This window comes from Methylococcus sp. EFPC2 (genome assembly GCF_016925495.1).
Classification (GTDB): Bacteria; Pseudomonadota; Gammaproteobacteria; order Methylococcales; family Methylococcaceae; genus EFPC2.
Map to the genome: position 1 here is coordinate 2,513,356 of NZ_CP070491.1, position 22,847 is coordinate 2,536,202.

The following is a 22,847-nucleotide window of genomic DNA, read 5'->3' on the forward strand; positions in this document are numbered from 1 at the left end:
CTCCTAACCCGTGTGAGCACCTGAGGCAGGACGGCGGTTAGACAGATAAAACGAAAGCATCTTATCGAGGTAACTATTTATAGCCGGAATCTCTATCCCTGCGCCGCTTAGCAATGCCTTGCTGTTTTCGTTCTCGAATTGCTGACTTTCTGCCAGATAATCCAAGAATATGGGCAGTGCGTTTAGCGCGCGCTTCATCTTGTCCGAAGCCAGCATGCGCAATATTGGGAGCGATGCCCGAAATACGCCGGTTGGCAAGCCAAGAGAAAGGAACGGAAGTGTCTCGCCATATTCCTGAAAAGCAGCCCTGACCTGAGTTCTTAAATCCGTGAGCCTGATCGAGCCTGTTGGCCCTGAACACAAATGCAAAATTCGACCTGAAGTTTCCTCGCATTTGCTCGCCCAGGCGATCGCTCTGGCAACGATGTCTGCCGGGATCACATCCAGGCATGACTCGCCTAGGTGCGGAAAAACGCCGAACGTGCGCTTGCCCGACAGGAACTCGCAAAGGTGATAAAAAACTTGGAAATGAATGATTTCACCTGTTACCGAATTACCCACAACCATGCTCGGACGGTGAACTGTGACCCGTAATCCTCGATCCGCCTGATCCTGAATATAAAGCTCGGCTTCCGCCTTCGCCTGCTCATACGAATTATGAAAACGGCGCGGTTTGGTAATCCACGTTTCCGGAACAAGCCCTCCCATCCGCCCGCTCACGCCTATGGTGCTAACAAATTCAACCTTGTTAAATTGGCCGTTCACCATGGACGCCCTAGCCAGATCGACCACATTCCGCGCAGAATCGATCGCCGACGCCCGGGCCTCCTCAAGCGGCAGATTCATCTGCACTTTGCCGGCACAATGCACGATGTGCGTACACGCGCGCGCAAGTTCAGCATAATTATCCGGAGAAATGCCGAAACGTGGCAGACAAACGTCACCAGCGATCGGATGAACTCTGGCGCGGAGATCATGTTTATCGTGCCCCCAATTCCAGTATGCGAACAAATCGTCCAGCCGCTGGTGCAGCCGCGCCGAGGACTCCGCACGAATCAACAGTGATACGGAATGGCCGGGATTCTCCAGCAGCACCGGAACCAAAGCACTGCCGACGACGCCTGTTGCACCTGTGATGAAGTACGTACTCATAACGAACAAAGTGCGATAGCGGAAGACTCAATCATGACTGTTTCCATGGATTCAGGGTGCTCCAAACGCGCATAAAGCCCGTCGATATAGGACTTGTAGTTGCCTTCGATCGTTTTCCTGCGCATCTTAAGATTTGCGGTCAGTTCGCCTCCAGTGATCGTCAACGGGTTTCCACTGAGAATGATACCGGCAGGCCGCTGATGTTTGGCCAGCGGCTCCACGGCACATGCAACATCGCGAACGACCATCCTTACAATCTCGCCGGAGAACATATCGGCATCGCCGGGCACTTGAATTCCGAATGACTTTGCCCGGCTTTCGAGGACAGCGCGCGATAAACACAGGAGTGCCACAAGGAATTTTCGACCGGCGCCAAATACTGTTGCGGTTTCCACATAAGGTATGCTCAACAACAAAGCCTCGATTTGGGCCGGTGCTACGCGACGTCCCGTAGATGTTTTAAATATGTCCGATTTCCTGCCTGTAAGCCGAACGTATCCCTCGCTATCGATCTCCGCATAGTCACCGCTTGCGAGGTACCCGTTGGAGAACATGGCGCGCGATGGGTCATCGAGATATCCAGCGAATACGCCAGGACCTCTAACCAATAACTCACCATCTTCGGATAGTATGACTTCATTACCATCCATTACTTTGCCTACGGTGCCGAACTTAAATGCGTCGAGCCTATTGGCCGAGATTGGAATGACATTCTCACTTAGGCCATAGGCCTCTAAAATCAACAGCCCCATTCCATGAAAACGTTCGAGTAGCCATGGCGGCATGGGTGCAGAACCACTAATCAGGTAACGCAGGTTATTACCCAGAATACCTCGAAACCGGCTCAGCACAAGTTTATCGACAAGTGGGTGGACAAGCCTGGCAAAAATGGAAAGCCCTCTCCCTTCTCGACTGGTGCGCGCGCAATGCTCGCCGAAAGACAGGCTCCATTCAACTACAGCACGCCGCCAGCGCGGATTCCGCGCCACATTTTCCAACATAGCCGTGTACAATTTTTCGAAAAATCGCGGGACGCCTATAAAAAGGCAGGGATTTATTTCTCCGAGGTAATTCATCACCTGATGGGGGTCTTCGACGAAAAAACTGGATGCCCCCCGCACGATCGCAGAAAAGTTGATCATTCTCTGAAACAAATTGGACAAAGGCAGCCAACATACCAAGTGGCTACCTTCACCGATATCATGGAAGGCTGCGGTAATAGATCGGCAAGCCAAACAAATTTGGCGATGCGTATACAGAATCCCTTTGGGCGCCCCAGTGGTTCCGGATGTAAATACGATGACCGCTGGATCGTCGGATTCTGCCAAATTCCATTGATCCAGTTGACCCGCCGACACCGTACTCAACAAGTCTTGAATAAAGTGCAGTTTGTCAGCCTTAGTATGCGTTTCGCCAGCACTCTCCATGCTGAGCAAAAGCCGAGGTTCATATTGTAGACATCCCTCCCACTTGGCACACATGCCAGGATCCTTAACGATCAGCGCGCAGATGTGGTTGTTAGCCAGGATGTCCGCGACCGCTTCTGCGGATTCGTGGGGATCGACTCCAACCACGACCGCACCACATGCCAGAACGGCCAGCTGCGCGACATCCCAGGCTGGACAAGGCGGGGCCATGATCGCAACTCTGTCGCCCCGTTCAATGCCGAGACGTCTCAGCGCCAAAGCTAGACGTGCCGCCTTACTGCGATACTCGGCCCATGTCGTAGCACGCCACACCCCCTGGTGATCCGTACCCCAATGCGCGACCCCATTGGGTGTTTCCGAAGCCCTGTCTTCCAAAAGACCAGGAAGGGTGCCTGAAAAATTCGGGGTGATGAAACTCATATGAGTTTACTCTGACAAAAACGTAGGAAACACATACAGGATGGGTATTCAAGCTTATAAGATAACAGGATCATACGCGCCCCGCGGGAGGGTAATGTGTAACTGATCCGCTGACAAACCCAGCCACTTTAAGCTATGACTCACATTTCTCCCTAGAAGGACTTTGTTGCGAATCATAAAGTCGACAAACGGAGCCATTATTTTCCAGTACGTGAGACTTGCCTTACCCTCCCGGATCAACGCAGAAAACTCCGGAGCATAGGGATTGTAGCCAAAGTTTTTGAGATCCGAATACATTAGCAACCAATTGATCGGATAATTACTGAATATGGGACTAGCGTGCGCACTGGTAGCGACGAGACCTAACTCGACCACCTGCTTCATGATTTGATCTTGGTCGTAGCTCCAGGCGTGAAAAGGAGCGAGATAGCGCGGAAAATCCGTGCCGCGCGGGTACTTGAGTGGATTGAAAAAATATTCCAACTGGGCGTCATTGAAGCTGCCACATTTTTTGAGTTCGGGCGGCGTCCAATCGGTTTGAGTGATAAGCTTTCGTGAAAACTCGTACAACATGCGATCGGGCTCCGGCTGTCCCGGAGAATATCCCGCCAACACCAAAGGGATATTTTTCTGTAAGGCAATTTTTATCGCCTCACCCTCGAACAATGGAGCATACACGTACGAAACGGTATAGACGGCACCTCGCTCCTCCTGATTTTGTAGCAGGTGTCGAAAAAGCGCCTTCAAAAAGGAAGGCGACGGCGAATAGGACACATGATCTATGTCCAGCTTCTCGAGCGTTCGCTTTATGTTTTTATAAGCAATGCCGGGCAAGTTTATATTGACGGTGAAAGCCAACACTTTCAGCCCATACTCAACCTTCAGCTTGTAAAGCAACAAGCAACTATCCTTCCCTCCACTGAAGGGCACCAGACAATGATAATCGCGATCAAGCGAACGGCAGTTCCTTAGGGTTTCTTCGAGATCCGCTTCGAATGCTCGGCGTTGGCGCGCTTGATTTTCGACATCGGCATGCTGGGTGCCTGACGCGCAATAATTGCATATCCCCGCGGCATCAAGCACTACCTCGGGGACCTGATCCGGTATTAAGCACTTTTTGCAATGACGCATATTTTTCCTCATAACTTAGCCGCAACTGCCGAGATCTCGACGGATTATCGGCGCCGCGCCCAACAGAACCATGCCGTTATATTAAGGTTCTTGGCACCATTTCCCCTCATGGAAAAAGGCATAGCGTAACGACATTACCCAGCGGAAAGATGGAGTGAATCCATGTTCGGCTTCGTTCATCTTAGGAGCCAGATAACGCAACCACAATCGGGCACCTCGAAAAACTCCAATTTTCATGAAAATCGGGCTTAAATTGCGTAAGCATACCGGTGCTCGCTCCGCTTTAATGCCCTTCGGGGCGATTCCGTCGTCTTGTCAGCCCCCCGACTTCCCGCGTTGGGAGTTTCCCGGGCGAGACTGGGCCTCAAAAGGCCACGACGCCCTGCCGGCTTCAGGTAATCCAGCCGCTTTTCGAAATGTTAGCTGTTGTGGGCGACGGCGGTACCGGCCTCGATCTTGCGGATGAGCCTGTAGCGCTTGTCGATGTAGATGGGGGGTCGTAGCCGTGGTGGCTCTTGCCGTGTTTCTGGGTCCAGGCGGCGTCCAGGTTTTTTTGCCACCGCTTCGCCGGCTTCCAATCGGCCGACCGGCGTTCTGCCGAAGCTGCGCCTTGTCCTCCCCGGCTGTAATTCTGCTGCGGTGCGGGCACCAGGGTAGCGTCGGTGACATGACCGTCGCGGGCGATGTAGCCGTGTTTGAGCAAATGCCGCTCGATCTCCTCGAGCGTCGCCTGAGTCCCGACCTTCCTGATGCGGTTCTCGAAGATCACACCGTGGTACGCTCCGGAATGCCGGCCGTATCGCTCGAGCCGCAGAAACGCGGGAATTCATCCGGACCAGCCCTTGGTATTCCATCTGTTCGCCCGAGAGATGTTCACCTGCTTGAGAAACAGGGGCGTAACAGGACCTTGATGGGAAACGGCAAACGACCTGCCAGCGTGCTCGACGGACGGGGCTCCACTCGTCCACTTCCGCCGCCAAGGCGGCAAAGTCAATGTGCGTTTCGAATGCCAGCAGCGGATCGCCCATCCGGTCGCTCTTCTCCGTGCGCAAATCCGCCGCAAACACATCGGTCTTGATCGCCGGTCCTCGGGGACTTGGACGTCTTTAGGCGTGGTTCATAACGGTAACGCAGTACAACTTGTAGGCGATGGTTCGGACTTTACCGGGTGCATGGCGGGCAACCGAGGTTTTTCGAGCTCCCCTTAAGATGAGAAAACTTCCTTATCAAGGGGTACCTTATGTGACACAAACAATGGAAAGGCGTTTGCCCTGTCGGTGCAGTGTACGCTAACACTAGCCAGACAAAACGAATGTTTGAGCGTGAAACCCCACGCTGGGATCAAACAAACATAGGTCGGCATGACTTCCGGATGTGAGTGCTCCTCCGGCTTTAGCCAGCACTTGAATCGGACCATGGCTCAAACAGCCGAGGGCTGTTTGCAAGTCGAGCACGCCTATATCCACCAAACCGAAAGTTAAGGGTAGCAGCAGCTCCAGCGCCGGCAAACCGGGAGCGATGGACTGAAACGAATCCAACTTCGCATCAAGTCCATGCGGCTGATGATCCGAACAAATGGCGCTGATGACGCCAGTTTTCACTCCGGCACGCAGGGCATCCCGGTCGGCTTCTGTGCGATAGGGAGGAATGACGTGAGCTTGCGCATTGAAGCCGTCGAGCGACTCTTCGGTGTAATGCAGATGGTGTATACCGACGTCAGCGGTGACGGACAACCCACGCGCTTGCGCCTCGGCAATCAACTCCACAGAACGGGCGGTACTCAACTGGCCGAAGTGAACGCGGCCACGCACTTCCTCGACCAAGGCCAGGGTCTGGGCGATGGCGACCGTTTCCGCCGAAGCCGGAATGCCTGGAAGTCCCAGGCGGGTGGCGACGGCACCTTCGTGCGCGCAGCCGCCGGCACTGAGCCAGGGATCGTTGGGCCGGATGATGACGACCAGACCGCAATCTGCCGCGTATTCCAGCGCGCGGCGCATGACCAGGGTGTTGGCCATGGGGGCCTCGCCGTTGCTGACCGCCAGGCAACCGGCCTCCTTGAGCGCGCGCATTTCGCTGAGATCTTTGCCGTTCAGCCCTCTGGTCAGCGCTCCTATCGGATGCACCCGGCAATAGCCGGCTTCTTCGGCTTTTTCGCGGATCAGATTGACCACGGCGGACGTGTCGATGATGGGGTCCATGTCGGGAGGACAGAACAAGTCGGTTATCCCGGCCGAGGCGGCGGACTTGATTTCCTCGGCGATCCGCGAGGGATTGCGCAACCGAGCACACAGGTCCACGAAACCCGGACAAACTATCTTGCCGCTAGCGTCGACGACCTTCTCAACGAGAAAACCGTCCGGCCGATGGCCAACCGCGACGATAGTGCCGTCGGCAATATAGACGTCGGCGATGGCGTCGAAATTGGCGGCCGGATCGATGACCCGACCGCCCTGGATGATCAGACGCTGGTCGCTCATGCTGCTTCTGCCCTGGCGAGGTCATCCTGGCCGCGCAGCACCATGGACATCACCGCCATGCGGACGGCGATGCCGTTGCTGACTTGCTGCAGTATGACCGATTGCGGGCCGTCGGCGACCCGCGAGTCGATTTCGATGCCGCGGTTGATGGGGCCGGGATGCATTACGATGGCATCGGGCTTTGCCTTGGCCAATCGGGCTTCGGTCAATCCGTAACTGGCGAAATATTCGTTCACGCTGGGAAGGAAAGCGCCGCTCATGCGTTCTTTTTGCAAACGCAGCATGATCACCACGTCCACATCGTCCAGGCCGGCATCCAGGTCGTTGAAGACGGTCACACCCAGTTTTTCGATACCGACCGGCATCAGCGTACGAGGACCGACCACGCGCACCTCGGCAGCTCCCAAGATATTGAGTGCATGGATTTCCGAGCGGGCCACACGCGAATGCAAGATATCGCCGACGATGGCTACTTTCAGGGGCGCAATGTCGCCTTTGATCTTGCGGATCGTAAACATGTCCAGCATGGCTTGGGTCGGGTGCGCATGTCGGCCGTCGCCGGCATTGACCACGCTGATGTGCGGGGCAACATGGCGGGCGATGAAGTGTGCCGCGCCGCTTTCGGCATGGCGTACCACGAACATATCGACGTGCATGGCCTCAAGATTGCGTATGGTGTCGAGCAGGCTTTCGCCTTTGGAAGTCGCCGATGTCGCAATGTTGAGATTAAGAACGTCGGCCGAGAGCCGCTTGGCGGCCAGTTCGAAGGTCGTGCGGGTCCGTGTGCTATTTTCGAAAAACAGATTGACGACCGTCTTGCCTCGTAACAACGGGACTTTTTTGACCTGCTGCTCGGTAACGCTGGCGAAGGATTCTGCGGTATCCATGATACGGATCAGCAACTCCCGGCTGAGTCCTTCGATGGTCAGGAAATGGCGCAGCCGGCCGGTTTCGTCGAACTGTAGGTTCTGGCTCATGCCAACGCCCTCCTGTCCGGCCCGGCCTGCTGGATGTTCAAGGCCATGGGTTCGGGCCCGGTCAGCTTGATGCGCCGCCCTCCGGACAATTCGATCCGCTGCCCGACGCAATCCGGCTGTAGGGGTATCTGCCGGCCATTGCGTTCGATCAACACGCCCAGCAGCACCTGTGCCGGTCTGCCGTAATCGAAGATTTCGTTGAGCGCCGCCCGTACGGTGCGCCCGGTATAGAAAACATCGTCGATCAGGATGACATCCCTGCCCTCGACGCGAAACGGCAATTTGCTGGACTGCACCTGGGGATGCATGCCGATCTGGGAGAAATCGTCGCGGTAAAACGAAATATCGAGCAAGCCCAGAGGGTCTCTCAAACCCAGGCGCTCGTGCAGTATGCGAGCAACCCAGGCACCGCCGGTGTGGATGCCTATCATGACCGGGTCGGTCAGGCCGCGCACGGCGATCTGCCGCCGCAGTTCGGACTCCAGGCTGTCCAGCAGAACGGAGATGTTCAGACTCGCATCAGGCAGCATCGCCGGCCTCCCGATGGGCTGCCACGCGCAGCCAGGTCTGCAATATGAGCTGAGCGGCGATGGCATCTTTGAACTTGACGAAAGTAGACGATTGTTTCATGCGATTGTCATAGAACACGTCGCGCGATTCCAAGGTGGTGTAGGTTTCATCGATCGTATACACGGGCAGGCGGTAGCGGCCTTCCAACTGCCGGCAAAAACGCAGGGTGGGCTGAGTGATCGGGTTTTCCGTGCCGTCCAGCTGATAGGCCAGACCCACCACGAAACCACACGGCCGCCACGTCTCGACCAGTCGGCCTATGGCCTGCCATTTGATCTCCTGGCTCTGTACCCGGATGGTTTCGAGCGCGGTGGCACCGCCGGTGACACGCTGGCCCACGGCCACGCCTATGCTCTTGTTGCCGAAGTCGAAGCCCAAATAGGTTTGCCCGGCAACCACGGGCGCGAATGGATCGTGCCGCTGGGTCGTTTCAGCCATGGCCGGCTTGCGTGGTGAGCAGGGAAATGTCTATCCCCACCGACTCGGCCGCGGCTCTCCAGCGCTGGGCGGAGGGGTGCTCGAATATGATGTTTTTGTCGGCCGGGGCATTCAGCCACGCGTTTTCGACGATTTCACGCTCGAGTTGCCCCTTGCTCCAACCGGCATAACCCAAGGCCACCAGGACCTTTTTCGGGCCTTCGCCACGCGCCATGGCTTCGAGTATGTCGCGCGACGTCGTCAGGGAAATTCCCTCGGTAACCTGCAAGGTGGTATCCCACTGGCCGGGCGCATCGTGCAGCACAAAACCGCGCTCGGGTTGCACCGGCCCGCCGAAATAAACCGGCGTGTTACCCATTTCCGGCTCGCGTACCTCGATATTCATTTGCTGCATGATATCGCTCAGCGTCAGATCGGAGGGACGATTGACGATGATGCCCAAAGCCCCCTCCTCGCTGTGCTGGCAGAGATAAGTCACGGTTTTGGCGAAAAAGGGGTCGGCCATGCCGGGCATGGCGATGAGAAAATGATTGGTCAGATTGACGTCGACTTCGATCATGAACGTAGTATGGGCCAGAAAATCGGCCTAGCAAGGCGGTAATGGTTACGGAGCGGTTTCGACACGATTATCGCCGAGAAACTTCCAGGTTCGGGTGACGATCAGCACGTCGGCGTCGTCTTTCAGTTCGGGCGGAAACGCCGCGAATGGCGAGGCCAGACGCACGATACGCACGGCCGCATCATCGAGCACGGGATAACCGGACGACCGCCGCACCTGAACGCTGTGCAGGCTGCCATCGGCCTTAATGCCCACGCTCAAGAGCAGGCTGCCGGACAAATTCTGCCGGCGCGCCTCGTCGGGGTAATTGAGATTGCCGATGCGCTCCACCTTGTCCTGCCAGGCCTGTTCATAGGCGGCCGCCTTGTATTTGTGGGCATTGACCGAATTGATATATACCGTGCGCGGATGGCGGGCCTGCGCCGTCTGCGACTTGCTGAATTCGGCACTGAATTCCGAAATTTGTTGGCTTAGCATGTCGGCGGTGATATGCGGGCGCTCGACGTCGGTCCGCACTTCGCTGCCGCTATCCTCCGCCACTTTTTTTTCGGACTTAGCTTGCCCGAGCACCGGCCTAGGGCGCGCTTCGGGGGCCCGCGCCAGATTCGGCGCGGGCGCGATGTTGCGTCCCTTGCCGGTCTTGGGGACGGGCTCCGCCTTGGGTATGGCCTTGTGCTCCGCTTCTCCGCTGCCAAACTGATGTTCCGGCGCGAGATAATCCGCCTTCTCGGGCGCGACCGGCGAAGGGGTATGCACCAAGGCGATCTCGAGGGACTTGCGTATCTTCTCAGGCTTCGGCAGATCAAAGCCCACGCCCAGAATCAAAACGGCATGCAAAATCGCCGCGGCCACCAGCATGACCAGTAAACGGTCGGTCGATTTCCAGCTGGCGCCATTCACGATAAGCGCTGCCGTCAAGTCCGCACCGTGGTCTCGATATAATCCATCAGCAAACCGGCGATATTAAGCCCGAACCGTTGATCCAACTCCTGCACGCAGGTCGGACTGGTCACGTTGACCTCGGTCAGATAATCGCCGATGACATCCAGGCCGACGAACACCAGGCCTCGCTCACGCAGGGTCGGGCCGACTTGTTCGACGATCCAGCGATCGCGGGCCGTCAGTTCTCGCCCCTCGGCCCGCCCGCCGGCCGCCAGGTTGCCGCGGCTCTCGCCTTCCGCCGGTATGCGCGCCAGCGCATAGGGCACCGCCTCGCCGTTGATCACGAGTATGCGTTTATCGCCATCGACGATCTCGGGCAGGTAACGTTGCGCCATCACGAAACGGCGATTGTGCTGGGTCATGGTCTCCAGTATCACGCTCAGATTGGGATCGCGCCTGTGGACCCGGAAGATGGACGCCCCTCCCATGCCGTCCAGTGGTTTCAACACGATCTCTCCCTGCTCATCGAGAAACGCCCGGATACGCGCAGACTCCCTGGCCACCAGGGTTTCCGCGCAGCAATGGGAAAACCAGGCGGTAAACAGCTTCTCGTTGGCATCACGCAGGGAGCGCGGCTTGTTCACCACCCGCACGCCCCGGTTTTCCGCCGCCTCCAACAGATAGGTGGCGTAGATATACTCCTGGTCGAACGGAGGGTCTTTCCGCATCAGAACGACATCCAAGGCATCCAGGGGCACATCCTGCTCGCCGGCGAAGGAAAACCAGCCGGATGCGTCCCGCTGCACCGCCAACCGGCGCATGCGGGCATGGGTACGGCCGTCGCGCAGATAGAGGTCGTTCACCTCCATGTAGTACAGCTCGAATCCCCTGGCCTGGGCTTCCAGCAATAAGGCGAAGCTGGTGTCTTTCTTGATGTTGATGGCGCCGATGGGATCCATGACGATCCCCAGTTTGATGCTCATGCGGATGTGTTTTCGTGGTTTGGTCGCGGACTAGGCAAACTTGACTTCATCGCCGCCCTTCATTATAAAGCTGCGTTTCAATGAATCCCCGCTAGACGACTCTGATCAGAGGTTAACCCATGTCTAAAATCTGCCAGGTAACAGGCAAGCGACGTATTGTAGGCCATAACGTCTCGCACGCTAACAACAAGACCAAAAGAATCTTCAACCCCAATTTGCACGACCGCCGCTTCTGGGTCGAAAGCGAGAGCCGCTGGGTGCGGTTGCGCGTATCCAATCAAGGCCTCAGGATCATCGACAAGAACGGCATCGACAGCGTGTTGGCCGATATCCGCAAGCGCGGCGAGAGTGTTTAAGGAGTTCAACCATGCGTGACAAAATCAAGCTCATTTCCAGCGCCGGTACCGGGCACTTTTACACCACCACGAAAAACAAGCGCACCACGCCCGAAAAGCTCGAGATCAAGAAATTCGATCCCGTCGTGCGGCAGCATGTGATCTACAAGGAAGGCAAGATCAAGTAAGTCTTAGCCTGCGGAACGCTGAGGCTCCGAATCTGGGGGCCTCCGACGCAGTCTCCAATCAAACGGTAATCCTGGGTACTCTCGCGGAGATACCCCGCTATTGCGGAACTCCGAACTCCGTCAACAATTGGCGGGTCAGTTCTCGTCCGTATCCCGTGCCAACGGCCAGAGCTGACAGCAAGGCCGCGCCGAACACGATTCCGATGAGGGCAAATAAGGCTTTCGCCCCCCAGCCGGCACTCGCTGTCTTTCCCGGTCCGACCTGCCCCCCTTCAACCTGGCCCAAGCGCTCGACCTCCCACGACAGCAAGCGCTGCTGGGCGGCATCCAGCTCTCCTTTCAGGCGAGACACCTCTTTCTCGGAGCTGCGCAGCTTGGCGTGCATGGCCATCACGTCCGTGGTCGCCTGTTCCCTCACGGTTTCCAGTTCGGCGCGCAAGGATAGCGTTTCCTCGCTCTCATCTTCCCCACCCTGCTGCCGCTCGACGAACTCGCGCACCACGGCACTCAACTCGGCCACCTGAGCCTCCAACTCCTGTCGACGTGCTGAGGCATCCAGCTTTTCCCGCTCCAAGACGGCAAGCTGTTCCCTTAAGCCCTCGAGATCCGGATGAGCCGACGGGCCACCCGATTTCTGTGCGATGACGATTTCCCGCTGCGCCCGCAAAGCTTGTTCGAGCGCTTCCTTTTCGGCGATCAAGGCCCGCCGCTCGGTCTCGTAATCATGCTGTGCCGTCCGGGCTTCCGCCAATTCGCCTTCCAGCCCCTCACGCTTGGCCTCCTCCGCGGCCAAGCGATCGCGCCATTCAGTCAATTCGGTCGCGCCTGGCTGGGCATCCGCACGCTGTTTCAACTCATGTTCCAGAGCCGCGGCACGGGAGCCGGCTTCTTCCGTTTCACGTTTCAGGAGAGCGATCTGCTCGTTCAACGCCCGCTCCGCCTCGCGCCCTTCAGTCCCGGCGCGCTGTAGGTCTGCCAACGCGCCCTTGACGGAATCCAACTCGCCCAGCAGCCTGTGGTTCTCCTGACTCAAGGACTCCACATCCTTCAGGCGTCTGCTCTCCCCGGGAGCACTGGGCTGAACGGGCTCGCTGAACGCCGGCCGCGACGGAGCGATTTCATGGGCGGCAGGCGGCGCCGCGGCGGCGCCGGTTTCCAGGTCTTGAACACCAATGCCGCTCATGCCGCCCTTCAAGACCAGCGCATCGAAATGGTTGCGGATGAGCAGGAATGCCGCCGCCTCGCTCAAACGGCCGGTTTCGCATACGAGTACGTAGGGCCGATCACGTCCGAGGGCGCCCAGATCGACCCGCAAGCGGAAAAATGGAATGTTGCTGGCCCCCGGCAGGTGGCCTTCCTCGTACAAGTCCGGTGAACGGACATCCAGCAGATGCGCTCCCTCGCTCACCATATGGCGTGCCTTGGCCAAATCAACCATCGTGATGACCGGATCCTTCACCAGCTTGAGAAAATCGGTCTTGTTCAACCGCAGTAAGGCCCCCTTGCTGGTCATGGTCACGGTCACATTGCGCGGCTGCTCGGAGATCAGCGCGTCTTCGCCGAAGGTGTCGCACGTCCTGAGTTCCGCCAGCTTCACCTCGCGCGCCAACCGTGACGGTTTGCGCGTCAGCTGGCATCGGCCTTTCTTGATGATGTAGTAATAATCGCCCGGCTCGTCCTGATGAATGATTTCCTGACCAGCCTGCACCGGCACTTCCTCTAGCTTGCTGAGTATCTGTTGCAAATTGGCCGGCGGAAGCCGTTGGAAAATGGGGGATTTTAGCAAGGTGGTGACCCAGTCCCCCGTCGACTCTTCGGGCAGATCGCTGACCTCGTAAGTCGCAACCCCGCCCACCCGGTGATTGGGCTGGTTGACGTAATCCGAATCGACCCGCACATAGCGCACCTTGTCCCTGGCTATGGCGGATACCTTGCGCGGAATTTGGTGCGCCAGGGCGAATTTCGCCGATTCGCTGCCGCCACTGATGGTTTCCATCTCCATGCCTCCCGCCTGCAGGGAAACGGTTCCGCTCAGTACGTAAACGAACTCGTTTTTCGCGTCGCCTTGGCTGAATAATACGGTACCGCGCGGAGCCTCTTCGATACCGATGTCAGCGCACAATTTTTCGAAGCGATCGGCCGAAAGTATGTTGAGCGGAATCAATCGGCGCAAATCCTGCGCATCTTGAGCGGTGACGGCGAAAGACATAGCGATGGAAGCCCCCATGCTGACAGAAGCGAGTGAAAACGAAGTCCCTGAGGCGGCCTTTACCCGGTATGCGCAGGCGGCCGCCCGTGTGCGGTGAACCGGGCTTACTTATAATAGTCGAAAGCGTGTCAGCGATAGCAGCCGGCTTTGGCGGCCTTGCCACAAACCCTTGCGCATAGAGCGACAACCTTAGACCCACTCATGACATCGCCCCGAGGTATTCATAAATGCGTCATCTTTCCGCCCGTTTGATCGTTCCCGCTCTCTGCGCCTTCCTATCCGTCAGTTCGCCCGTCTCTGCCGCCTTGCCGCTGGGCGTGGATGGCCAAAACCTGCCCAGCCTAGCCCCCATGCTCAAGAAGGCCACGCCCGCGGTGGTCAATATATCCACCAAGACCAAAATACAGGTGGAAGACAACCCGCTGATGCGCGATCCCTTCTTTCGTCATTTCTTCGAGATCCCCAACGCGCCACGCGAGCGCGAAACCTCCAGCCTGGGCTCGGGCGTGATCGTCGACGCGCGCAACGGCTACATCCTCACCAACAACCACGTCATCGACAAGGCAGACGAAATCCTGGTGACCCTGCATGACGGGCGCCAGTTGAGCGCCAAACTGGTGGGCACAGACCCGGAATCCGACGTGGCGGTAATCAAGGTGGAGCCGAAAAACCTCGAAGAATTGCCGATCGCCGACTCCAGCCAATTGCAGGTCGGCGATTTCGTCGTCGCCATCGGCAACCCCTTCGGCCTGGGCCAGACGGTCACCTCGGGCATCGTCAGCGCGCTGGGGCGCTCGGGGCTGGGTATCGAAGGCTACGAAGACTTCATCCAGACCGACGCGTCCATCAACCCGGGCAATTCCGGTGGTGCCCTGGTCAATCTGAAAGGCGAGCTGATCGGCATCAACACGGCCATCCTCGCCCCCAACGGAGGCAACGTCGGCATCGGCTTCGCCATACCGTCCAACATGGCGGCCAACATCAAGACCACCCTGATCGAACACGGCGTCATCCGGCGCGGCCTGCTCGGCGTCAACATCCAGGACCTCAGCCCGGATCTGGCCCAGGCCTTCGGGTTAAACCAAACTCAGGGCGCGGTGATTACCGCCATACAGCCCGGCTCGCCGGCGGCCAAGGCGGGCATCGAGCCGGGCGACATCGTCCTTGCCGTCAATGACCGCAAGATCAAGAGCGGCGCGGAAGTCCGCAATATCGTGGGGCTGCTGCAAATCGGCGACAAGGTGCATCTGGACGTGCTGCGTCGGGGCGAAACCGCATCGCTCACCGCCGAGATCGCGGCTCCCAAGCTCACGCAGGAAGACGGCAAGAAAATCCATCCCAAGCTGACCGGAACCATACTCGGCAATGCGCCGCCGAACGCACCCACTGAGGGCGTGATTGTGGAGAAGATCCATAGTGCGTCGTATGCATTCCGCGCGGGTTTGCGCCCCGGCGACCTCCTCACCATGGCCAATCGCCAGCCGGTCAGAACCCTGGAAGATTTGCGCACGGCCGCTCACGGCCGCAACGAATTGCTGCTCAACATACAGCGCGGCGACGGAGCATTCTTCGTCATGCTCCGATAGCCACGAAAACGCGGGGGCCGACTGCTTCCGCACACTTCACGGATTAAGCCCTGAGAGGCGCCCCGCCATCCGGTCGTGCAGACGCACGACCGGATGGTGGACTGGGCTCTCCTTAGATTTCGCCGTTGCCCAACAGGGCCAGCAATCCGCTTTCGTCGAGTATCTCGACGCCCAATTCCTGAGCCTTGGCCAGCTTGGAGCCTGCTTCGGTACCGGCAACGACATAGCTGGTCTTCTTGGACACGCTGCCGGAAACCTTGGCGCCCAAGGCCTGCAGCTTCTCCTTGGCCTGGTCGCGGGTCAGGCTCTCCAGGGTACCGGTAAGCACGAAGGTCTTGCCGGCCAGAAGTTGCGCGCCCGCCGGTCCCGCCTCGGTTTCTTGCCAATGCAGACCAACCGCCCGCAGGTCACGAATGACTTCGAGGTTGTGGGGCTGGCGGAAGAATGCGGCGATATGCGCGGCCATGGTCGGACCGACATCGGGAATGGCCTGCAGCGCATCTTCGTCGGCCGCGATGATGGAGTCCAGGCCATGCAGGTGCAGCGCCAGATTGCGCGCCGTCACTTCGCCGACCTCGCGTATCCCCAAGGCATAAAGAAAACGCGGCAAGGTGGTCGCCTTGCTCTTTTCCAGCGCGGCGACCAGGTTCTCTGCGGACTTGATGCCCATACGCTCCAACTCGGCGAGCTGTTCGACCGTCAGCCGGTAGAGATCCGCCACGGTGTCGACCAACCTGCGTTCCAGCAGCTGGTCGACCAGTTTGTCGCCCAGGCCTTCGATATCCATGGCCCGGCGCGATGCGAAATGCTTGATCGCCTCCTTGTGCTGGGCCGGGCAGTACAGTCCGCCGGAACAGCGCGCGATAGCTTCGCCCTCCTCCAACTCCACCTCGGAACCGCAGGCCGGGCAATGCGCCGGCATGACGAATTCCGCGGCGTCGGCGGGCCGACGCTCCGGTATGCTCTTCACCACTTCCGGGATCACGTCGCCGGCACGGCGCACGACCACCCAGTCGTTAATGCGGATATCCTTGCGCCTGACCTCGTCGGCATTGTGCAGGGTGGCGTTGGTGACGGTGACGCCGCCGACGAACACCGATTCCAGCCGGGCGACCGGCGTCAGTGCGCCGGTGCGCCCGACCTGAACCTCGATGGCCAGCACGCGGGTTGTGGCCTCTTCGGCGGGAAACTTGTGCGCCACCGCCCAGCGGGGAGCCCGGGCGACATAGCCCATTTCCGCCTGCCAGTCGAAACGCCCGAGCTTGTAGACCACCCCGTCGATCTCGTAGGGCAGGCCGTGACGCCGGGCCATCAAGTCACGGTAATAATCCAGACAACCCTGCGCACCCCTGATCTGCCGTATCTCGGGATTGATGGGCAAGCCCCAATTCCGAAACCGTTCCATCAATTCGTATTGCGTGGCCGGCAGGGCCTCCGCAGGATAGACGCCGTAGCCGTAGCAATAGAAGGCCAGGGGGCGGGCCGCGGTGGCGGCCGGATCGAGCTGGCGCAAACTCCCGGCAGCCGCGTTGCGCGGATTGACGAAGACTTTCTCGCCGGCCTCCAGGGCCTTGCGGTTCATGGCCTCGAAGCCGGTCTTGGGCATGAACACCTCGCCGCGCACCTCGAAGCGCTGCGGGTAGCCGCTGCCGCTGAGGCGCAGGGGGATGGCGCGGATGGTGCGGACATTATGGGTCACATCCTCGCCGCTATGACCGTCGCCGCGCGTGGCGCCGCGCACCAACACACCGTCTTCGTACAGCAGGCTGACGGCCAACCCGTCCAGCTTCGGCTCGGCGAGATATTCGGTATCGTCCCGCTCCAGCTTCTCGCGGATGCGCCGGTCGAAATCCAGCACGTCGCCGTCCTCGAAGGCGTTATCCAAGGACAGCATGGGCACTTCGTGCCTGACCTCGGCGAAGGCCGCCAGAGGCGCGGCACCCACCCGCTGGGTCGGCGAGTCTGGCGTCTGCAGCTCGGGATACTCACGCTCCAAAGCCTGCAACTCGCGCAGCAAGGCATCGTACTCGGCGTCGGCGATGACCGGTTCGTCGAACTGGTAATAGCGGCGGTTATGGTATTCGATCTGCTTGCGCAGCTCGGCCGCGCGTCGGACGACCTCGGGCGGAAGCTCGGTGGACATGATGGATGGTGTGACCGGTAAGAGGCCGGGCTATTCCGGCCCGGCGTCGCCGAAGGGAAGGCCCAGCCAGTCCGGACCGCCGTTGTCCGGCTTCACCCCTACGGCTTTTTCCAGGATGCCCAGGCGATCCTTCACCACGGTGGACTCGTGCGATTTGCGCAGCAGGTCGAGCACATAGGCCAGCCGGGTACCGTCGTTGCAATCGATGCGGCCGGATCGCATGTCGCGGTATACGGCCGCCATCTCCTTGCGGATGACCTCGACGGAAGCGTCCACCGCGGGCTCCTTGCCCAGCTTGGCGTACAGCGCTTCCACTTCGTCGTAAGCCGCATCGCCCTCCTCCGCCTGCTTAGCGGACGAACCGTAGGTTTCCTCCCACCACTCAGCCAGCGTCTTCTTGGTCATAAATCGTCCACCTCCGGTCGTTAATCGGGTTTCCGGGCATCGAGCGCAGCCCAGCTCGCGTCCACGTCTATCGGGTCCAGCATCGACAAAACCGCGCTCAATAGGCCAGTTCCAAACGCTGCCGCATGCGCTCGACTTTTTCTACGGTCAGCGGCTGACGGTTTTCGTCCCACTGGACACCGCCGAGCTTGAGCGCCAGCGAATGACAGGTTTGGACCAGGTCATCGAACACTTCCAGGGCGTCGCTCACTTGGGGAGGCTGAAAGAACAAGACCACGCCGGGGCATTCGAAATTTTCCATGTCGTCGATGGGGAAAGTGCCCGGCTCGACCAGACTGGCCACGCTGAACAAGGGTTCGCGATACTCGCGGTCGTAGCGGTGGTAAATGCCCATGTCGCCATAAATCAAATCCAGCTCGACCAGGGCGTCGCGCAATTCCGCGCCGTCGAAATATCCGTCGTCGCCGGCGACCACGCTGAGCTGGATGAGGAAGGGCGCTCCCAGGGAGGCGGTGCGCCCATGGCCGTGCGCCACCTGCCGGGACGGCTCGGACTCCGGCGCGAATTCGCTCTCGTCCTCGTCAGCGTCGCCGGGGGCCATGGCGGGGCGATCGGGCTCGGCCGGCAAACCATCGAAGCGGATGGGCTCGTAGGACGACTCGGCTTCGGACTCCGCATCGTCCTGCGTGTCTTCGTCCAGGTCGTAGCCCAACTCGTCGAACTCTCCCCGTCTGTGCAGGAAATCGAGCAGCTTGTCTTTGTACCGGCCCCAGACGTACACGCCCGCGATGGCCAGGACACCCAAAATCAGCAGGATGATGCGCACCGTATCTCTGTCCATTGTTGTCCTCAGACTCCCGCCAGTTCCACCGCAGCATCGATGTCGACCGCGACGATGCGGGAAACGCCGGGTTCTTTCATGGTCACGCCGGCGAGATGCTGGGCGATCTCCATGGTTGCCTTGTTATGCGAAATGAAGAGGAATTGTACCTTCTCGGACATTTCCTTGACCAATTGGCTGAAGCGCCCGACATTGGCGTCGTCGAGCGGCGCGTCCACCTCGTCGAGCAGGCAGAAGGGCGCCGGGTTGAGCTCGAAGATGGAGAATACCAGCGCCGCCGCGGTCAACGCCTTTTCGCCGCCCGACAACAAATGGATGGAACTGTTGCGCTTGCCGGGCGGCCGGGCCATGACGCTGACCCCGCTTTCCAGCAGATCGCGCTCGGTCAGTTCGAGATAGGCCTGGCCACCGCCGAACAGCTTGGGGAACATGCGCTGGATGCCGGCGTTGACCTTGTCGAAGGTATCCTTGAAGCGCGCGCGGCATTCGCGGTCTATCTTCTCGATCGCCTGCTGCAGGGTGGCCAGCGATTCGCTCAGATCCTGATGTTGCTGTTCGAGGAATTGCGCGCGCTCCGACTGCTCCTGGAACTCCTCCATCGCGGTCAGGTTGATGGCGCCCAGCCGGTTGATTTCATCGACCAGCTCGTTGACCCGCTGTTGCCAGGCCTTGTCCTCGGCTTCTTCCGGCAGTTCGGGCAAGACCTGCTCGGGCGCCACGCCCAATTCGTCGAACTGCTCCTGCACGGTCTGCCGGCGCACGTCGTTGGCCTGGTAATCCAGCTTGATCTGCTCCAAGCGTTGCTTGAGTGCGTCGCGCTCCCGCTCCAGGCGCATGCGCTGCTCGTCCAGCTTGCGCACCTCGGCCTCGGTTTCGCTGGCGCGCTTGCGCAACTCGGCCAACTCGCGCTCGACCACGGCGCGCTTTTCGATCAACTCTTCCAGAATCTGCTCCTCTTCGTCCATGGGCGCGCCGGCCGTTTCCAGGCGGCGGTCGATCTCGGCCAGTCGCTCGGCGGTCTGGCGTTGATGTCCCTGTACCCGCTCCAGATGCTTGAGGGTCAAAGTCTCGGTGGACCGCAGGTTTTCGATGCGGTTCTTGATCGCCTGCAAGCCGTCTCGCGCGGTGCGCAGGGCGGCTTCCGCCTCGCCGGCCAGATTCTCCAGCTCCCCCTGCCGTCCGCCGCCGGCTTCGGCCTGGCGCTCGCATCCGGTGAGTTCAAGCTCCTGTTCGCGTTGGCTGGTCCGGGTTTCCGCCAGGTCTTCGGCGTTCTGCACCAGGCTCTCCTGGATATCGTCCAGCTCGAATTCCAGCTGCTGCAAGCGCCTTCGGGTCTGCTCGGCGCGCGCGCTGGCGGCGCTCAGGGCCGATTTGACGCGAGTGATCTCGCCGCCCAGGCGGTTGGACTCGGATTGGCGTTGCTCGCGCTCGAACTCCGCCTGACGCTGGGCTTCATCGGCCAGGCTCAGAGCCTGTTCGAGTTGGCCCACCCGCGCATGCAAATCGTCGCGCTGCTGCTTGAGTTCGCGCAGCTCCCGCTCACGCTTGAGCATGCCGGCCTTGCCATCGTCCGGCTTGCTCAGCAATAGCCAGCCCGGACCCAGCCAAACGCCGTCCGGGGTCACCACCGATTCGTGATCCGCCAGTCCGGCGCTAAGCGCCTGGGCCTGTTGCAGATCATCGGCCCGATAGACGCCCGCCAACAGCGAGGACAAGCTCCAGGGCGCGCGTACGCAATCCGCCAGACTCGGGGCTACGGCGGAATTCGCCGCTTTCGGCTCCCGTCCCGTCTCGAACAAGGCCAGGGAGTCCGGCAGCGTCGCCTCGTCGCGGGTCGTGAATGCCGCCGCGCTGTCGCTGACGCAGACCGCCTCCAGATGAGCGCCCAGCACGGTTTCCAGGGCCGTCTCCCAGCCGGGACTGACCTCCAGGTGTTCGGCGAGCCGGCGGGCCTCCGCCAATCCTGCTCCAGCCAACCATTGCTTGAGCGCGCCGCGATCCTTGCCCATGGCGTGTTGCTGCAATAGCTCCAGCGAGCTGATCTTGCCCTGAACCGCATGCAGTTCGGCGCGTACCGCGTTGAGCTGCTGCTGGCTGTCCTTGGCCTGTTCGCGCGCCTCGCGGGCATCCTGGGCCAGCCGTTCGAGCCGGCTGCGCAGCTCGGCCTGTTCTGCTTCGGCCTCGGCCAGTTCCACTTTCAGCTGTTCCAATTCCTCCTCGACCAGCGCGCCGTCCAGTTCGTCAAACTCCTGCTGCATGCGCTCGCGGCGAACCTCCAGTTGACGGCGTTGATCCTCCAGTTGCTGAGCCCTGGATTTTTGCATCTCGACCTGGGCACGCAGCCGGGCCAGTTCGGCGCGCAGGCTATCCCACTCGCTGCGCCAGTCTCTCAGCGCCTGATCCGCCGCCTGGCGTGCCTGGGTGGCCGATTCGACAGCCTCGGCCGCCTCGTCCAGGGCCGCCTCCAGCCCGAGTTTTTCTTCGCGCGCCTCGTCCAGGTGCTCCCTGTCCTGCTCCAGTTCCGCCATGGCCTGGGCCTGCTCGCCGCCCAGCCGCTCACGCTCGCGTATCAGCTCGGTGCGCGTTTGCCGGGCATGGCGGATGGCCTGGTCCAGCCGGCCGATTTCGCCGCCCAGCTCGTAAAATTCGCCTTGGCTGGCGTGGAGTTGTTTTTGTTGGGCCTCTTGTCGCTCGCGGGCCAAAGCGAGCATTTCCGCCAAACGGTTTTCCTCGCCGACCTGCTCGCGAAATTGCTGCTCGCAAACCTGCAAAGCCTCGCGGTGGCCCTCCATCACCCGGTCGTGATGGCGCCAGCGTATGGCCAGCAACTGCAGGCGGTAGAGGCGCTCTTCCGCCTTCAACTCGGTATATTTCTCCGCTTTCTTGGCCTGGCGCTGAAGATTCGCCAACTGCTTGGTCACCTCGTCGCGCACGTCCTGCAAACGCTCCAGATTTTCCTGGGTGTGGCGCATGCGGGTTTCCGTTTCGTGGCGACGCTCCTTGTACTTGGAGATTCCAGCGGCTTCCTCGATCACCTCGCGCAGGTCGTCGGGCTTGGCCTCGATCAACCGGGAGATGGTGCCCTGCTCGATGATGGCGTAGCTGCGCGCACCCAGACCGGTGCCCAGGAACAGGTCGGTGATGTCCTTGCGCCGGCAGCGCGCGCCGTTGAGGAAATAGCTGGACTGCCCGTCGCGGCTGACCTGCCGCTTGATGGAAATCTCGCGGTATTGCGCGTATTCGCCCGGCGCCGTGCCGTCCGCGTTGTCGAACACCAACTCCACCGAGGCCACGCTGACCGGCTTGCGGCCAGACGAACCGTTGAAAATGACGTCCGCCATGGACTCGCCGCGCAGATGCTTGGCCGAGCTCTCGCCCATGACCCAGCGCACCGCGTCGATGATGTTGGACTTGCCGCAGCCGTTGGGGCCCACGATGGCAACCAGGTTGCCGGGCAGCGGAATGGTGGTGGGATCGACGAAAGACTTGAAACCCGCCAGCCTGATCTTATCGAGGCGCATCAGGACAAGCGCAGGGCAGCGCCACGGCACGAGGCAGGGCGGCGAAAAGTGTAAGTTTTAGGAGATAACAAGCGCTTGTCTGGCTGGAGCGGGAACGAACCGGTATTATATCGAACTAAGCCAACACGTTGAAAAACAAACGCCCCTCGCGGGGCGTTTGGCGTTTCAGATGTGCTTAAACCTTTTGTTACAGGAAACCTATGTCTACCCAACCCAGCAAAGAACTGGAAACCTTCGACAACCCGCAGCCCGGTCGCGACTACACCATACGCATCGACGTGCCGGAGTTCACCTGTTTATGCCCCAAGACCGGCCAGCCGGACTTCGCCACCCTGCACCTGGAATACGTGCCGGAAGCCAAGTGCGTGGAACTGAAGGCGTTGAAACTCTACGTCTGGTCCTTCCGGGACGAGGGCGCCTTCCACGAAGCCGTCACCAACCGCATCCTCGACGACCTGGTCGCCGCTACCCAGCCCCGCTTCATGCGCCTCACCGCAAAATTCAACGTCCGCGGCGGTATCTACACCACGGTCGTGGCCGAACATCGCCGCGCCGACTGGCAACCACCGGTGGCGGTGAACCTGCCCTGAGCCATTTTGCAAA

The 22,847-nt window shown here is 59.9% G+C and carries 20 protein-coding genes; 4 read left to right on the forward strand and 16 right to left on the reverse strand.

The window, feature by feature from the left end; translation table 11 throughout:
• Positions 1 to 3 precede the first annotated feature (3 nt).
• From JWZ97_RS10595 to gshB, 11 genes are all read right to left on the reverse strand, one after another.
• Positions 4 to 1,152 (reverse strand): SDR family oxidoreductase, encoded by a 1,149-nt coding sequence (locus tag JWZ97_RS10595; RefSeq protein WP_205428720.1) that lies wholly within the window; start codon positions 1,150 to 1,152, stop codon positions 4 to 6.
• Complete coding sequence (locus JWZ97_RS10600; protein WP_205428721.1) at positions 1,149 to 2,999, reverse strand: long-chain fatty acid--CoA ligase; 1,851 nt, start codon at positions 2,997 to 2,999, stop codon at positions 1,149 to 1,151. The genes JWZ97_RS10595 and JWZ97_RS10600 overlap by 4 nt, the downstream gene beginning before the upstream one ends.
• 54 nt (positions 3,000 to 3,053) lie before the next feature.
• Positions 3,054 to 4,130 (reverse strand): hypothetical protein, encoded by a 1,077-nt coding sequence (locus JWZ97_RS10605; RefSeq protein ID WP_205428723.1) that lies wholly within the window; start codon positions 4,128 to 4,130, stop codon positions 3,054 to 3,056.
• Between the two features lie 391 nt (positions 4,131 to 4,521).
• The gene (locus JWZ97_RS10610) at positions 4,522 to 4,899 is read right to left on the reverse strand and encodes a hypothetical protein (protein WP_205428725.1); all 378 of its coding nucleotides are present in this window, start codon (positions 4,897 to 4,899) and stop codon (positions 4,522 to 4,524) included.
• Positions 4,900 to 5,425: 526 nt separating this feature from the next.
• Complete coding sequence (locus JWZ97_RS10615; protein ID WP_240342311.1) at positions 5,426 to 6,607, reverse strand: amidohydrolase family protein; 1,182 nt, start codon at positions 6,605 to 6,607, stop codon at positions 5,426 to 5,428.
• Positions 6,604 to 7,584, reverse strand: a complete 981-nt coding sequence (locus JWZ97_RS10620) for an aspartate carbamoyltransferase catalytic subunit (protein WP_205428727.1) — start codon at positions 7,582 to 7,584, stop codon at positions 6,604 to 6,606. Before JWZ97_RS10620 ends, JWZ97_RS10615 begins: the two co-directional genes overlap by 4 nt.
• Positions 7,581 to 8,111 carry a bifunctional pyr operon transcriptional regulator/uracil phosphoribosyltransferase PyrR gene (gene pyrR, locus JWZ97_RS10625; RefSeq protein WP_371822623.1) on the reverse strand — a complete coding sequence of 177 codons (531 nt, stop codon included), beginning with the start codon at positions 8,109 to 8,111 and terminating at the stop codon, positions 7,581 to 7,583. Before pyrR ends, JWZ97_RS10620 begins: the two co-directional genes overlap by 4 nt.
• Entirely contained in the window at positions 8,104 to 8,592 is a 489-nt protein-coding gene (ruvX, locus tag JWZ97_RS10630) for a Holliday junction resolvase RuvX (protein WP_205428737.1), read from the reverse strand. The genes pyrR and ruvX overlap by 8 nt, the downstream gene beginning before the upstream one ends.
• Positions 8,585 to 9,151 (reverse strand): YqgE/AlgH family protein, encoded by a 567-nt coding sequence (locus JWZ97_RS10635; RefSeq protein ID WP_205428744.1) that lies wholly within the window; start codon positions 9,149 to 9,151, stop codon positions 8,585 to 8,587. Before JWZ97_RS10635 ends, ruvX begins: the two co-directional genes overlap by 8 nt.
• 45 nt (positions 9,152 to 9,196) lie before the next feature.
• Positions 9,197 to 10,069 (reverse strand): energy transducer TonB, encoded by an 873-nt coding sequence (locus tag JWZ97_RS10640; RefSeq protein WP_240342312.1) that lies wholly within the window; start codon positions 10,067 to 10,069, stop codon positions 9,197 to 9,199.
• Complete coding sequence (gene gshB / locus JWZ97_RS10645) at positions 10,066 to 11,016, reverse strand: glutathione synthase (protein WP_205428746.1); 951 nt, start codon at positions 11,014 to 11,016, stop codon at positions 10,066 to 10,068. Before gshB ends, JWZ97_RS10640 begins: the two co-directional genes overlap by 4 nt.
• Positions 11,017 to 11,135: 119 nt before the next feature.
• Between gshB and rpmB the strand changes: the two genes are divergently transcribed.
• The gene (gene rpmB, locus JWZ97_RS10650) at positions 11,136 to 11,372 is read left to right on the forward strand and encodes a 50S ribosomal protein L28 (RefSeq protein WP_205428748.1); all 237 of its coding nucleotides are present in this window, start codon (positions 11,136 to 11,138) and stop codon (positions 11,370 to 11,372) included.
• Positions 11,373 to 11,383: 11 nt separating this feature from the next.
• Positions 11,384 to 11,539: a 50S ribosomal protein L33 gene (gene rpmG / locus JWZ97_RS10655; RefSeq protein WP_205428750.1), complete on the forward strand. Its 156-nt coding sequence runs from the start codon at positions 11,384 to 11,386 to the stop codon at positions 11,537 to 11,539.
• A 97-nt stretch (positions 11,540 to 11,636) separates the two neighbouring features.
• Here rpmG and JWZ97_RS10660 read toward each other — a convergent pair whose 3' ends face one another.
• On the reverse strand, positions 11,637 to 13,748 hold the full coding sequence (locus JWZ97_RS10660; protein ID WP_205428752.1) for a cyclic nucleotide-binding domain-containing protein: 2,112 nt from the start codon (positions 13,746 to 13,748) through the stop codon (positions 11,637 to 11,639).
• 227 nt (positions 13,749 to 13,975) lie between these two features.
• On the opposite strand from JWZ97_RS10660, the gene JWZ97_RS10665 reads away from it, so the two are divergent.
• Positions 13,976 to 15,334 (forward strand): DegQ family serine endoprotease, encoded by a 1,359-nt coding sequence (locus JWZ97_RS10665; RefSeq protein WP_205428754.1) that lies wholly within the window; start codon positions 13,976 to 13,978, stop codon positions 15,332 to 15,334.
• Between the two features lie 112 nt (positions 15,335 to 15,446).
• Here JWZ97_RS10665 and ligA read toward each other — a convergent pair whose 3' ends face one another.
• From ligA to smc, 4 genes are all read right to left on the reverse strand, one after another.
• Positions 15,447 to 17,477, reverse strand: a complete 2,031-nt coding sequence (gene ligA / locus JWZ97_RS10670; protein ID WP_205428756.1) for an NAD-dependent DNA ligase LigA — start codon at positions 17,475 to 17,477, stop codon at positions 15,447 to 15,449.
• Positions 17,478 to 17,507: 30 nt separating this feature from the next.
• The gene (locus tag JWZ97_RS10675) at positions 17,508 to 17,882 is read right to left on the reverse strand and encodes a hypothetical protein (protein WP_205428758.1); all 375 of its coding nucleotides are present in this window, start codon (positions 17,880 to 17,882) and stop codon (positions 17,508 to 17,510) included.
• 97 nt (positions 17,883 to 17,979) lie between these two features.
• A complete protein-coding gene (locus JWZ97_RS10680) occupies positions 17,980 to 18,723 on the reverse strand; it encodes a cell division protein ZipA C-terminal FtsZ-binding domain-containing protein (RefSeq protein ID WP_205428760.1) in 744 nt (247 codons plus the stop codon).
• 8 nt (positions 18,724 to 18,731) lie between these two features.
• Positions 18,732 to 22,244 carry a chromosome segregation protein SMC gene (smc, locus tag JWZ97_RS10685; protein WP_205428769.1) on the reverse strand — a complete coding sequence of 1,171 codons (3,513 nt, stop codon included), beginning with the start codon at positions 22,242 to 22,244 and terminating at the stop codon, positions 18,732 to 18,734.
• Between the two features lie 200 nt (positions 22,245 to 22,444).
• Between smc and queF the strand changes: the two genes are divergently transcribed.
• Positions 22,445 to 22,834, forward strand: coding sequence for a preQ(1) synthase (queF, locus tag JWZ97_RS10690; RefSeq protein ID WP_205428771.1), 390 nt, complete (start codon positions 22,445 to 22,447; stop codon positions 22,832 to 22,834).
• Positions 22,835 to 22,847: the final 13 nt, after the last annotated feature.

Bases quoted from the DNA above. Each gene is read 5' to 3' on its own strand.
- JWZ97_RS10595 (WP_205428720.1), bottom strand. From the start codon at position 1,152: ATGAGTACGTACTTCATCACAGGTGCAACAGGCGTCGTCGGCAGTGCT.
- JWZ97_RS10600 (WP_205428721.1), bottom strand. From the start codon at position 2,999: ATGAGTTTCATCACCCCGAATTTTTCAGGCACCCTTCCTGGTCTTTTG.
- JWZ97_RS10605 (WP_205428723.1), bottom strand. From the start codon at position 4,130: ATGCGTCATTGCAAAAAGTGCTTAATACCGGATCAGGTCCCCGAGGTA.
- JWZ97_RS10615 (WP_240342311.1), bottom strand. From the start codon at position 6,607: ATGAGCGACCAGCGTCTGATCATCCAGGGCGGTCGGGTCATCGATCCG.
- JWZ97_RS10620 (WP_205428727.1), bottom strand. From the start codon at position 7,584: ATGAGCCAGAACCTACAGTTCGACGAAACCGGCCGGCTGCGCCATTTC.
- ruvX (WP_205428737.1), bottom strand. From the start codon at position 8,592: ATGGCTGAAACGACCCAGCGGCACGATCCATTCGCGCCCGTGGTTGCC.
- JWZ97_RS10635 (WP_205428744.1), bottom strand. From the start codon at position 9,151: ATGATCGAAGTCGACGTCAATCTGACCAATCATTTTCTCATCGCCATG.
- gshB (WP_205428746.1), bottom strand. From the start codon at position 11,016: ATGAGCATCAAACTGGGGATCGTCATGGATCCCATCGGCGCCATCAAC.
- rpmB (WP_205428748.1), top strand. From the start codon at position 11,136: ATGTCTAAAATCTGCCAGGTAACAGGCAAGCGACGTATTGTAGGCCAT.
- rpmG (WP_205428750.1), top strand. From the start codon at position 11,384: ATGCGTGACAAAATCAAGCTCATTTCCAGCGCCGGTACCGGGCACTTT.
- JWZ97_RS10660 (WP_205428752.1), bottom strand. From the start codon at position 13,748: ATGTCTTTCGCCGTCACCGCTCAAGATGCGCAGGATTTGCGCCGATTG.
- JWZ97_RS10665 (WP_205428754.1), top strand. From the start codon at position 13,976: ATGCGTCATCTTTCCGCCCGTTTGATCGTTCCCGCTCTCTGCGCCTTC.
- ligA (WP_205428756.1), bottom strand. From the start codon at position 17,477: ATGTCCACCGAGCTTCCGCCCGAGGTCGTCCGACGCGCGGCCGAGCTG.
- JWZ97_RS10675 (WP_205428758.1), bottom strand. From the start codon at position 17,882: ATGACCAAGAAGACGCTGGCTGAGTGGTGGGAGGAAACCTACGGTTCG.
- JWZ97_RS10680 (WP_205428760.1), bottom strand. From the start codon at position 18,723: ATGGACAGAGATACGGTGCGCATCATCCTGCTGATTTTGGGTGTCCTG.
- smc (WP_205428769.1), bottom strand. From the start codon at position 22,244: ATGCGCCTCGATAAGATCAGGCTGGCGGGTTTCAAGTCTTTCGTCGAT.
- queF (WP_205428771.1), top strand. From the start codon at position 22,445: ATGTCTACCCAACCCAGCAAAGAACTGGAAACCTTCGACAACCCGCAG.